General features: G+C 35.0%; 11 protein-coding genes and 1 tRNA gene. 5 read left to right on the top strand and 7 right to left on the bottom strand.

Going from position 1 to position 13,017, the window contains the following annotated elements; genetic code table 11:
• Positions 1-100: 100 nt before the first annotated feature.
• The 6 genes from ABJM36_RS10860 to ABJM36_RS10885 form a co-directional block, all read right to left on the bottom strand.
• Positions 101-174: transfer RNA gene (locus ABJM36_RS10860), tRNA-Asp, on the bottom strand.
• Positions 175-287: 113 nt separating this feature from the next.
• On the bottom strand, positions 288-1,217 hold the full coding sequence (locus ABJM36_RS10865) for a DUF58 domain-containing protein (RefSeq protein WP_348451470.1): 930 nt from the start codon (positions 1,215-1,217) through the stop codon (positions 288-290).
• A gap of 93 nt (positions 1,218-1,310) precedes the next feature.
• A complete protein-coding gene (locus ABJM36_RS10870) occupies positions 1,311-1,853 on the bottom strand; it encodes an ATP-dependent Clp protease proteolytic subunit (RefSeq protein WP_348451471.1) in 543 nt (180 codons plus the stop codon).
• Positions 1,854-1,934: 81 nt separating this feature from the next.
• Positions 1,935-2,252, bottom strand: a complete 318-nt coding sequence (gene trxA / locus ABJM36_RS10875; RefSeq protein WP_092848165.1) for a thioredoxin — start codon at positions 2,250-2,252, stop codon at positions 1,935-1,937.
• Between the two features lie 282 nt (positions 2,253-2,534).
• Complete coding sequence (dnaE, locus tag ABJM36_RS10880) at positions 2,535-6,923, bottom strand: DNA polymerase III subunit alpha (protein WP_348451472.1); 4,389 nt, start codon at positions 6,921-6,923, stop codon at positions 2,535-2,537.
• Between the two features lie 166 nt (positions 6,924-7,089).
• Positions 7,090-7,539, bottom strand: coding sequence for a PA2169 family four-helix-bundle protein (locus ABJM36_RS10885; protein ID WP_348451473.1), 450 nt, complete (start codon positions 7,537-7,539; stop codon positions 7,090-7,092).
• Positions 7,540-7,835: 296 nt separating this feature from the next.
• Between ABJM36_RS10885 and ABJM36_RS10890 the strand changes: the two genes are divergently transcribed.
• The 3 genes from ABJM36_RS10890 to rimM all read left to right on the top strand — a co-directional run bounded on the left by ABJM36_RS10890 (position 7,836) and on the right by rimM (position 10,266).
• Positions 7,836-8,903, top strand: a complete 1,068-nt coding sequence (locus ABJM36_RS10890) for a lactonase family protein (RefSeq protein ID WP_348451474.1) — start codon at positions 7,836-7,838, stop codon at positions 8,901-8,903.
• A 95-nt stretch (positions 8,904-8,998) separates the two neighbouring features.
• Positions 8,999-9,517, top strand: coding sequence for a 30S ribosomal protein S16 (locus ABJM36_RS10895; protein WP_348451475.1), 519 nt, complete (start codon positions 8,999-9,001; stop codon positions 9,515-9,517).
• Positions 9,518-9,741: 224 nt separating this feature from the next.
• Positions 9,742-10,266, top strand: coding sequence for a ribosome maturation factor RimM (gene rimM, locus ABJM36_RS10900; RefSeq protein ID WP_348451476.1), 525 nt, complete (start codon positions 9,742-9,744; stop codon positions 10,264-10,266).
• A gap of 69 nt (positions 10,267-10,335) precedes the next feature.
• Here the strand turns inward: rimM and ABJM36_RS10905 are convergent, their stop codons facing one another.
• On the bottom strand, positions 10,336-10,791 hold the full coding sequence (locus ABJM36_RS10905; RefSeq protein ID WP_348451477.1) for a DUF2383 domain-containing protein: 456 nt from the start codon (positions 10,789-10,791) through the stop codon (positions 10,336-10,338).
• A gap of 147 nt (positions 10,792-10,938) precedes the next feature.
• Here ABJM36_RS10905 and ABJM36_RS10910 point away from each other — a divergent pair, with 147 nt between their 5' ends.
• Both ABJM36_RS10910 and ABJM36_RS10915 read left to right on the top strand, forming a co-directional pair.
• Entirely contained in the window at positions 10,939-11,664 is a 726-nt protein-coding gene (locus ABJM36_RS10910) for a methyltransferase (RefSeq protein ID WP_348451478.1), read from the top strand.
• A gap of 100 nt (positions 11,665-11,764) precedes the next feature.
• Positions 11,765-12,943 carry an acyl-CoA dehydrogenase family protein gene (locus ABJM36_RS10915; RefSeq protein WP_348451479.1) on the top strand — a complete coding sequence of 393 codons (1,179 nt, stop codon included), beginning with the start codon at positions 11,765-11,767 and terminating at the stop codon, positions 12,941-12,943.
• Positions 12,944-13,017 lie beyond the last annotated feature (74 nt).

The following is a 13,017-nucleotide window of genomic DNA, read 5'->3' on the forward strand; positions in this document are numbered from 1 at the left end:
TTGGTATAACTACATCACGCTTTTGGCGTGATCAACACAACGTCGTTATAATTGCCAAAAAAAGCCCTAATTTCTCAGAGCTTTCTTTTTGCAATTTTTGCGGTCTGGACGGGACTCGAACCCGCGACCTTCGCCGTGACAGGGCGACATTCTAACCAACTGAACTACCAGACCGTTGCATTATTGCGAGTGCAAAGATAACCGCCTTTTTCAATTACCCAAAGCTTTTTAAAACTTTTTTTAAAAAAAAATGAAAAAATTTTTTCAACCCTTTCAAAAAAGAGCTGCTATCCAAATTTTTGGCGCTCTATCATGTACGTAGTGAGGATGTTACTAAAATCGCCATTAATATCGGCCTCAACATACTTTATTTTGTATTGTGCACATTTTAATTTTAAAGCTTCAAAATACGCAACAACAGCTTTATTATAACTTTCTTTTATAGAATCGGCATACAAATTAATGTATTCGCCAGTTTCAACATCAATAAAGCGCTTAGGCTTGTTATCAAATTCGAAATTAAGCTCGTTTTTCTTATCAAACACATGAAAAAGCACTACTTCATGCTTATTATATTTTAAATGCCTTAAGGCTTCAAATAAACGCGCGTCGTCTTCCTTGGTTTGAAACATATCAGTAAATAAAAAAATCATAGAGCGCCTATGAATCTTTTCTGCAATTTCATGCAAATACTTATACGTTTCGGTTTGTTTATTTAACGGTCTTGAAACTACCGCTTCGCTTAAATGACTTAAAAGCATTTGGTGGTGACGCTCGCTCCCTTTCTCTGGCGCATAATAATCATAACTATCGCTATAAATACTTAAACCAACAGCATCGCGTTGCTTTTTTAAAATTTGCATTAAAGAAGCTGCTGCTAAAGCCGAAAACCCAATTTTGTTTAGATTATTAATGGAAAACGCATCCCGCTTTGGGTAATGCATGGAGCTACTATTATCTACAATAATATGACAACGTAAATTGGTTTCATCATCATAACGCTTTGTATACAACTTATCCGTTTTAGCAAACAATTTCCAATCTATATGGCGTGTACTTTCACCTTGATTATAAATTTTATGCTCAGCAAATTCTGCCGAAAACCCATGAAACGGACTTTTATGCATTCCAGAAATAAAACCTTCAACCACCTGTTTTGCAAGTAGCTCAAGATTTTTAAATCCTTCTGCTTTATTAAGTTCGTTTTGTAAGTTCATTTATTTAAGATGTTAGACCAACTAGTTACCCGAATCAAGAAAAAAAGACATCAAATACATCTAAAGTTCATCTTTATTCGATTTTCTAAAAAATTAGATAATTCCATCAACAATACCATAAGCCACAGATTCCTCTGCCCCCATCCAATGGTCGCGGTTAAAATCTTTAATTACTTTTTCGTAATCCTGTCCGCAATTATCTGCTAATATTTTAGCACTTAACTCTTTAGTCTTTATAATTTCTTGAGCCGTAATTTCAATATCACTTGCTTGTCCTCTTGCTCCACCACTAGGTTGATGAATCATTACTCGAGCATGTGGTTGTATAAAACGTTTTCCTTTAGTTCCAACAGACAACAAAATAGATCCCATAGAAGCTGCCAAGCCTGTACATATTGTAGACACATCGCTATTTAAAGATTTTATACAATCATACATAGCAAAACCTGAAGTTACATAACCACCAGGACTATTTATGTATAACTGAATATCCTTAGTCTCCAAGGCATCCAAATAAAGTAATCTGTCAATTACATGTTTAGCCGATTTATCATCTACCTGTCCCCACAAAAACACTTTGCGTTCCTCAATTAATTTGCGATCAATAGCATCTTGTACTTTTATCGTTTTACTCATGGTTTTTTATTATTTTCATCTAAAATAAAAAAAAGGTTCACCATAACGGCAAACCTTTTTAAGTTTCTTTTTATTTATCTATTACAATAAACCTTCAATAGCATCTGTATAAGCTTTTTTAGGAGCAACACCAACTTGACGACCAACAACCTCACCGTTTTGAAACACTAAAACTGTAGGTATGTTACGCACACCATATTTAGCAGCAAACTCTTGGTTAGCATCAACATCTACCTTACCAACAACGGCTTTACCTTCATATTCTTCGCTAATTTGCTCAATAATAGGTCCAACCATTCTACATGGTCCACACCAGGCAGCCCAAAAATCCACCAAAACTGGCTTATCACTCTTTAATACTTCTTCTTCAAACGTCGCATCTGTTATTTCTAATGCCATAATATTTATATTTTAATAAGTTTTTAATTCGTTTTAATAACACAAATTTAGTCAAAAAATAAACGAAAGCTTACAAACCAACAATTTGTTTTACCTATAACGCTATTGGCTAGCTTTATTTAATTTTATAGGGCGCATCCCAAGGGTCGGGCTTTCACTACTCGCACCTCCTACGTCGGGCGCTCAAACACTTAGCCTGCGGTGAGCGCAGTCGAACCGTTCAATCCCTTGCGCGGGTGTAGAACTTCAAATTTGCATTGTTAATTTAGCATCACAAATAGGCTAATTCAACTTAAATTTTACATCTTGAGCCTCCAACTCACTAATTAGTTCTTGACAAACTTTCACCTTTTGCCTTCTACTAGACATATTCAGTTTTATTTTTTCTTTCATATCATACACCAAGAAATTTAAAGCTTGATTTCCAGGATGCATGTGCAGCAATTCTTTTAAAGCTGTTATTTTTTGTTCATCAAGATCTTTAATATTTAACTGTATGGATAACTTTTTAGCATAATTTTCCATCACATCATGCAACAACTGGAAACTATTAAATTGCAATCTAGGATCACTTCTCTTGCCCGTATCTTTATTGACCCAACCTTCGCGTATAAATGCTTTAACAAACACAAAACTATTTTGTAATAAAAAATGCCTGAATTTTAAATACTCCTCTCCAAAAATTCTAAACTCAAAGCTATCGGTATAATCTTCAATAGTAAACATAGCCCAGCCTTTACCTTGCTTACTAACACGATGCTGCACATCGGTTACCACACCACCAAAAACCAGCTCCCTATTAACATAAGGCTCTAAAGTATTAAACATACCTACGGTACCATTACAAAAGGTTTTCATTTCGGTTTTAAAATCATCCAACGGATGTCCTGATATATAAACCCCAACAACCTCACGCTCTTTACTCAATTTTTCCATGGTACCCCATTCCTCGCAAGGCGGCACTTCTGGTTCTGCAAACTGAACGCTACTTTGCTCCCCAAACATATCGATCTGCGCCGAATTCTCGTTCTCTTTATACTTTTGAGCAAATTTAATAGCCTTCTCTAAAAAGGTTATACCATCGCCATCATCATGAAAATATTGTGCACGATGAACATCACTTAAGCCATCAAAACCTCCTGCCAAAGCAAGGTTTTCGAAGGCTCTTTTATTAGCTGCCCTTAAGTCTATTCGTTTTGCGAAATCAAATATCGATTTATAAGGTCCGTCCTCTTTTCTATTCTCCACAATAGTTATAACAGCACCATGACCAACACCTTTTATGGCACCCATTCCAAAACGTACCGCATTATCTTTATTTACAGAAAACTTATAAAATGATTCGTTTACATCGGGCCCTAAAACATCAAGTTTCATACGTTTACATTCTTCCATAAAGAATGTAACCTGCTTGATATCGTTCATGTTGTTAGATAATACCGCCGCCATATATTCCGCAGGATAATGCGCTTTTAAATAGGCGGTTTGGTAAGCAATCCACGCATAACATGTGGAATGCGATTTATTAAAGGCATAACTCGCAAAGGCTTCCCAATCTTTCCAAACTTTTTCTAGAATTTTAGCATCATGTCCTTTAGCACTGGCTTGCTCAATAAATTTAGGTTTCATTTTATCAAGTACGGCAATTTGCTTTTTACCCATCGCCTTACGCAGTACATCGGCTTCACCTTTTGTAAAATCTGCTAAACTTTGAGAAAGCAACATTACCTGCTCTTGATATACCGTAATACCATAAGTTTCCTTTAGGTATTCTTCCATGGCCGGTAAATCGTATTCTATTTCCTCATCACCATGTTTTCTTCTAACAAAACTTGGAATATATTCCATTGGCCCTGGTCTATACAAGGCGTTCATGGCAATTAAATCTTCAAAAACAGTAGGCTTTAAATCACGAAGGTGTTTTTGCATCCCTGGAGATTCATACTGGAACACACCAACAGTTTCTCCACGCTGGAATAAAGCATAAGTCTTTTCATCGTCAAGGGGAAATGTTTCCGGGTCGAGTAAAATATCGTGCTTCGCTTTAACAATTTTAACGGTATCTTTAATTAAAGTCAGCGTTTTTAACCCTAAAAAATCCATTTTTAATAACCCCGCATCTTCCACCACCGAGTTATCAAACTGGGTAACATACAAATCGGAATCTTTAGCTAAAGAAACCGGTACGAATTTAGTAATATCATCGGGCGTAATAATAACACCACAGGCATGGATTCCTGTATTCCTAACAGAACCTTCAAGGGTTCTTGCTAGGTTTAAAGTTTCCGCTTGTAAATCACTACCGTCGGCAATATTTAGAAGCTCGTTGATTTTTTCTAAATCTTCTGCTCTAAATTTTTTCCCAAGTTCCTTTTCAGAAAGACCAAAAATCTTCCCTAGTTTAGACATATTCGGGATTAATTTCGCAATCCTATCAGCATCAAACAAAGGTAAGTCCAACACACGCGCCGTATCACGAATAGACGATTTTGCCGCCATGGTACCGTAAGTAATAATTTGTGCTACTTGATTACTACCGTACTTATCAATTACATAATCCATAACACGACTTCGACCTTCATCATCAAAATCGATATCAATATCGGGCATACTCACACGATCTGGATTTAAGAAACGCTCAAAAAGCAAATCGTACTTTAAAGGGTCTATATTTGTAATCCATAAACAATAAGCTGCCACAGATCCTGCCGCAGAACCACGGCCTGGACCCACCGAAACATCCATTTTTCTAGCTTCGCGAATAAAATCCTCAACAATTAAGAAATATCCGGGATATCCCGTATTTTCTATAACGCTTAACTCAAAGTCTAAACGCTCAACAACGACTTCCGATAACTCTTCACCATATCGTTTTCTTGCACCTTGATACACTAAATGCCTTAAGAATGCATTCTCCCCACGTTTTCCGCCATCTACATCATCTTCTTCATGTTTAAATTCCTCCGGAATATCAAACGCAGGCAATAATACATCACGCGCAAGTTGGTAGCCCTCAATTTTATCCACCACCTCTTGCGCATTTATAATAGCTTCAGGAACATCCTTAAACAATTCCTTCATGGCATCAGGCGATTTAAAATAATACTCCTGATTTGGTAAGCCGTAGCGATACCCACGTCCGCGACCAATTGGAGTAGCCTGTTTTTCACCATCTTTTACACATAATAAAATATCATGCGCATTAGCATCCTCTTGATTTTGATAATACGTATTATTGGTCGCTATTAGTTTAACATTGTGTTTATTAGCAAGCTTTATTAACGTTGGGTTTACACGATCTTCATCATCTTGATTATGACGCATAAGCTCCACGTATAAATCGTCGCCAAACTCTTCTTTCCACCAAAGCAATGCCTCTTCAGCTTGATTTTCACCAACGTTTAAAACTTTACTAGGTACCTCACCATAAAGGTTTCCTGTTAATACAATGATATCTTCTTTATATTGTTGGATTAACTTTTTATCAATTCTTGGTAAATAGTAAAACCCGTCTACAAAGGCATGCGACGATAGTTTTGCTAAATTATGGTACCCATTTTTATTTTTGGCTAACAATACAATTTGATAGCCGTTATCTTTTCTAGATTTATCTAGGTGATTTTCGCAAACAAAAAACTCGCAACCTATAATTGGTTTTATCGTTTTTACATCGGTAGATTCACCATTTTCTTCTGCTTCAGCAATTTTAGCTTCGGCCACTTTATTATGTTTATTTACAGCATTTATAAAGTGAAAAGCCCCCATCATGTTAGCGTGATCGGTTAAAGCTACAGACGGCATATTAAATTTGGCTGCTGCCGCAACAATATCGGCAACCCCCATAGTAGATTGTAATACCGAAAATTGCGAATGATTATGTAAATGCACAAAGTCGACATCGGCTAAATCGGAAACATTTTGATTAATTTCCTCAGAGGAAATATCAACCTCCTGTGCCTTTTTTAACCGTGCATTAATTTTAGCACTTTCCTTTTTTAGGTTAATATGCTTTAAACCAATAAGCTGAATGGTATCGGGGTTTTCTTTTTTGAAATCCTCAAAATATTCAGGCTGCACATCAAGCTGCTCTTTTGTGTACTCGCCCAAACGTATTAACTCTAAAAAACAACGGGTTGTTGCTTCTACATCGGCGGTGGCATTGTGCGCTTCAGAAAAAGGTACGTTAAACAAAAACTCATGTAATTCTGTTAGCGTAGGAAGTTTAAATTTTCCATAACGTCCTCCCGGAATTTCACATAAACTTGCTGTATGTTCGGTACACGTATCTAGAACGGGTAATTCCTGCAAAGGGTTTTCAATGGCGCCACGAACAAATTCGGCACCCATAATATTTAAATCGAACTTAACGTTTTGCCCTACTACAAATTTTGTTTTTCCTAAAACAGCATTAAATTTCTCTAAAACTTCTGCCAAAGGCACACCTTGTTCTTGAGCCAATTCGGTTGAAATACCATGAATTTTCTCAGCATCATATGGGATATTAAAGCCTTCTGGTTTAACCAAATAATCCTGACTTTCAATACAGTTACCCATACCATCATGCAATTGCCATGCAATTTGAATACACCTAGGCCAATTATCTGTATCTGTAATTGGTGCATCCCAACGTTTTGGTAATCCGGTAGTTTCGGTATCGAAAATTAAATACATAAAAACATGTTTATTTGTTGATGTGATTATTCGTTTAGAGCGAAAAACGAAGTGTATAAAAATACATAGAATTTAGGCTCCCTTAAAGTGAATTTTTAAAGAGTTGTAAACAAAAAAAAGCGGAACCCTATGGATCCCACTCTTTACTAACCAAACCAACTTATTTTTATGACACTAATTCTTCGTGTACTTTTTCAATATTGATTGCTGCTTGAATTTCGTTACGCTGTTTATATAACATCGAATCGATGGTTGGCGGCAAGGTTTTATCTTTTAAAATCTCGTCGTACTCTTCAAGACTTGCTTGCTCTCCTCTAATAGCTTCTTGCAAAATGGCTTCTTCATCATTTGAAGAAAAAAGCGACTTTAAACTCATCCAATTTCTGTGCATGACACCTTTAAAACTTCCTGAATCTTCTGGAATCTGGCCATACCTTAAAATTTCTGTCCTTAAGTTTTTAGCAAATTCACTTCGCTGGGTTGCTCTTCGTTTAAAAAATATTTTTAAAGTTGGACTATCGACATTTTCAGCAGCATTTAGATACCCTTTTTCGGCATCATAATTTTTTACTAATAATTCATTTAATTTATTTGAAATTTCTTCTGTGTACTTCATATTATCATTTTCATTTTAAATTTCATGTGTTTCACTTAATCGTTTTCAGGGTAGATTTATACCCTTTGATGGTTGTTCAAACTATTAAACACAAATAAATAGTTTTATAAACCATTTTGGTTGCAATACATTATTTAACGATGCATATTGACTGACATCGTATACCCTAATATACATTTAAACACACCTTTTGTCAAGCGATTTAACAGGGTTTATGATGAACTTAAGAATCCTTAACAAAAAACCCTTCGATTTAACATAATTTATTATAATTTAGAAATTTAAATTTTAACATTATGAATGCTAAACAGCTTATTTTATTAATAGTACCACTTGTTTTATTAAACTGTAAACCTCAAACCACAACATTATATGTTGGTACTTACACAAAAGGAGATAGCGAAGGCATTTATAAATTTGATTTCAATATGGAAACCGGAGAACTTTCAAACAGGCAATTAGCAGTTGCTGTTGCAAACCCATCATTTATCTCATTTTCTCCAAACAAAAAAGTTATATATGCTGTTGGCGAAGGACAATCTAGCGCTATTACCGCCTTCAAACTAAATGAAGATGGCAGTTTAACACTTATAAACTCCGAAAACAGCAATGGGAAAGGCCCTTGCCATGTTGATATAAATGAATTTGGCAGGAAAGCTGTGGTTTCAAATTATGGCGGGGGTACTATTTCCATATATGCGCTAAATGAAAACGGCAGTTTAAATAAAGCATCTCAAATTTTTAATCATAATGAAGCAGGCGAAAAACCAGCTCATGCACATTCGGCTCAATTTAGAAAAGATGATTTATTCGTTTCAGATTTAGGAAGAAACAGACTGTATCAATACAAACTCAATAATAACGTCTATGAATTAGAATCTGAGTCCATAATTAAAATTGAAGGTAATCCAGGACCAAGGCATTTTTCAATAACTAAGGATGGGAATTTTATATATATGATTAATGAGTATGGAGGTTCTATAACTTCGGTAAAAAAAACAGACTCTGGTTTCGAGCAGATTGATTTCGATTCTACTCTTGATGTAAACTACACAGGCAAGAATAAATGTGCTGATATTCATTTATCAAAAGACGAACGTTTTTTATATGGCTCTAACCGTGGCGAAAACTCAATTGCTGTTTTTAAAAGAGACACTAATAATGGCACTATTGATAAAATTCAAAACATTAGTGTACATGGCGATTGGCCAAGGAATTTTACTTTAGATCCAACCGGGAAATTTTTATTAGTAGCGAATAGAAAAAGCAACAATATTGCTGTTTTTAACATTGACAGTACAACAGGTAAACTATCATTTTTACAGGACTTTAAGACTCCAGAACCTGTTTGTTTATTGTTTTAAATTCCTTAAAAATAAATCACTGGTAATTAAATATTTATATTATCTTTGCGCCCTCATTAATAACAGAGGTCGAGAACCTCAAATAATTAATTATTATGCCAGTAAAAATTAGATTACAAAGACATGGTAAAAAAGGGAAACCTTTTTACTGGATCGTAGCAGCAGATGCACGTTCAAAAAGAGATGGTAAATACTTAGAAAAATTAGGTATCTACAATCCAAACACAAACCCTGCAACTGTTGAGTTAAACGTTGATGGCGCTGTAACTTGGTTACAGAATGGTGCACAACCAACTGATACCGCTAAGACTTTATTGTCTTACAAAGGTGCAATGCTTAAAAACCACCTAGCTGGTGGTGTTAGAAAAGGTGCTTTAACTGAAGAGCAAGCAGAAGCTAAATTTACTGCTTGGTTAGAAGAAAAAGAAGCTAAAATTCAAGCGAAAGCTGATGGTTTATCTGATGTAGAAGCTAAAGCGAAAGCTGATGCTCTTGCTGCTGAGAAAGCTGTTAACGAAGCAAGAATTGCTGCAGCTGCTCCTGCTCCTGTTGAGGAAGAAGCAACTGAAGATGCTCCTGCTGCTGAAGCAGAAGCTTCAAAGGAAGAAGAATAAAAAATCATTTTTTATACTTTTAAACTCCGATAGCAATATCGGAGTTTTTTATTTAATAAAACTTTCAAAAAAGTTTTATTAAATAATTCCCGAGAACAAGAGAATCTCATTAACTTAAGTATTAAATTTGAATAGATTTCTACTAAGATGGGAATCTCAAATAAACCTTAGAATTAATTTATTAAGATTCCCACCTTCACGGGGATCACAAAAATAGCTTTGCAATGAAAAAAGAAGATTGTTTTTACCTAGGTAAAATTGTAAAAAAGTACAGTTTTAAAGGTGAAGTATTAGCTAAACTAGATACTGACCAACCCGATATATACGAAAATCTAGATGCTATTTTTTTGGAGTTAAGAAATAATCTTGTCCCGTTTTTTATTGAAAGTTCTCAATTACATAAATCTGAATTGCTTCGCATAAAATTTGAAGATGTAGATACCGAAGCTGATGCCGATGCTATTATGAAAAGCGGCTTATACTTGCCTCTAGATTTACTTCCTAAACTTGAGGGTAATAAATTTTACTTCCATGAGGTTATTGGTTTTACAATTACAGATAAAAACTATGGAGATGTTGGTATTATTAAAGCTATTAACGACTCTACAGCACAATCGCTTTTTGAAATTGACAGAGATGGTATAGAAATTTTAATACCTATGAACGATGAGTTTATAATTAAAGTAGATAGAGATAACAAAACCATCCTTGTTGAAACCCCAGAAGGGCTCATAGACTTGTATTTATAACAATTCATACTAAAAAAAGCAACCCAATTGGGTTGCTTTTCTTTTATTCAATTATCTAGAAACTTAATACTATGCAACAAGATTTTTTTCTATAATAATTGTATTTAAAGCGTTTTGAATTTTAGCTTTGTGATGCTCTAATACTTTAATAGTGGAATGTGGTAATTCCTTTTGACTTAACAAATTATCATACTTACGTATAGTCAATTCTTTTAACTTACATATTTCTTCATACAAATTAATTTTATCCTCAAACAAAAACAAACGTCTAAAATTCATCCATGTTACATAAAATCCATTTTCTAATTTCCCATCAAATTTAAGCTCCATTTCGGTATTATACATTTCCATTTCAGCTTTTAATTCTTTACCAAATTCATTTCGTTCAAGCCCACTCTCCGTAAAAAAGGTTTTCAATTCAGTATCACTAACCGCACTTAAAGCTTCCATATATATTTTTTCAACCTCTAAATTTAAGGTTAATAAATCGTTTAACCCTTTTAATAATTTTTCAGAGTATTTCATACTATTATATTTTAGTTATAATTAAGGTTTTCTGTTTCTAACTCTAAATAAACAGGTAATCGTATTTTATTTAACATAGTTTAATAGAATTTATAATACTTTAACACATTATTTCATACTATTGCCTAAAATGTTTTAAAACTTATTATGTCTAAAAAACCTTTTGTTTTCAAGGAATTTCAAATATACCACGACCAATGTGCCATGAAAATTGGTACCGATGGTGTTTTATTGGGCGCATGGACATCGCTTAAAAATCGTCCGTTTTCAATTTTAGATATTGGAGCCGGAACCGGTGTACTAGCCTTAATGCTTGCACAACGAAGTGATGCCGAAATTATTGACGCCATTGAAATAGACGATAATGCCTTTGAGCAATGTGTTGACAATTTTGAGCAATCGCCCTGGGGAGACCGCTTATTCTGCTATCATGCCTCATTAGCCGATTTTGTTAAAGAATTAGAAACCGAGGAAGACCGATATGATGTCATTATTTGTAATCCACCTTTCTACTCTGAAGATTACAAAACAGACAATAACCAAAGAGACTTGGCAAGATTTCAGGACGCTATGCCATTTAATCATTTACTTGAAAGCGTCTCTAAATTACTGTCCGAAATTGGTGTATTTTCAGTAGTAATTCCGTTTAAGGAAACATCAACATTTACCGAATTAGCTTCAAAATTCAACTTATTTCCCAATAGAATTTTACATGTAAAAGGCACCCCAACATCTGAAATTAAGCGTGCATTATTAGAATTTTCTTTCCGCGAAAGCGAAACCATAATTGAGTCCTTAATTATTGAAACCGAAAGGCACAAATACACCGAGTCCTATATCAATTTAACTAAAGATTTCTACCTAAAAATGTAACAACATCTAGAAAGATTCTTTAAATTTGAGTCATTATATTGGTTTTTTATTAAAAATAAAACCCATTTATTAATAATTCTTAATTAAAAATTTAAGCAGAATGAAACCAGACTTATTCGAAGCTCCTGATTATTACAATTTAGATGAATTATTAACCGACGAACATAAATTAGTTCGAAACGCAGCCCGCGAATGGGTAAAACGGGACGTCTCACCCATTATTGAAGACTATGCACAAAAAGCAGAATTCCCAAAACAAATTATTGGTGGCTTAGCAGATATTGGTGCTTTCGGACCTTATATTCCATTAAAATATGGCGGTGCAGGTTTAGACCAGATAAGTTACGGTTTAATTATGCAAGAAATTGAGCGTGGCGATTCTGGAGTACGTTCTACAGCTTCGGTGCAATCATCATTGGTTATGTATCCTATTTGGAAGTACGGCAACGAAACCCAACGTAATAAATATTTACCAAAATTAGCGAGTGGCGAATGGATGGGTTGTTTTGGTTTAACCGAACCAGACCACGGTAGTAACCCAAGTGGTATGGTTACTAATTTTAAAGATAAAGGTGACCATTATTTATTAAATGGCGCTAAAATGTGGATTAGTAATGCGCCCTTTGCCCAAGTTGCTATAGTATGGGCTAAAGATGAAAACGGACGCATTCATGGTCTTATAGTAGAGCGCGGGATGGTAGGATTTACAACACCAGAAACACATAATAAATGGTCACTTCGCGCATCGGCCACCGGGGAACTTATTTTTGACAATGTAAAAGTACCAAAAGAAAATCTACTGCCAAATAAATCTGGTTTAGGTGCACCGCTTGGGTGTTTAGATTCTGCGCGATATGGTATTGCCTGGGGTGCTATTGGTGCTGCCATGGATTGTTATGATACCGCGTTGCGATACAGTAAAGAGCGTAAGCAATTTGGGAAACCTATTGGCCAATTTCAGTTACAACAAAAAAAGCTTGCTGAAATGATTACCGAAATTACCAAGGCCCAACTTATGGCATGGAGACTTGGTGTAATGCGTGAAAATGGCACTGCAACCTCAGCTCAAATTTCTATGGCAAAACGCAATAATGTGGATATGGCCATAACTATTGCTCGGGAAGCTAGACAAATGCTTGGAGGAATGGGAATTACTGGAGAGTATTCTGTAATGCGACATTCTATGAATTTAGAAAGTGTTATTACCTACGAAGGCACACACGATATTCACTTACTAATTACTGGCTTAGATGTTACAGGCTTAAACGCTTTTAAATAAAGCCATTTAGTTAATATTTTTTACGATTAAATCAAGTTAAGGATACTTCAACTTTGTTTTTTATAAAATCGAGC

The organism is Algibacter sp. (assembly GCF_039977455.1).
Lineage (GTDB): Bacteria > Bacteroidota > Bacteroidia > Flavobacteriales > Flavobacteriaceae > Algibacter_B.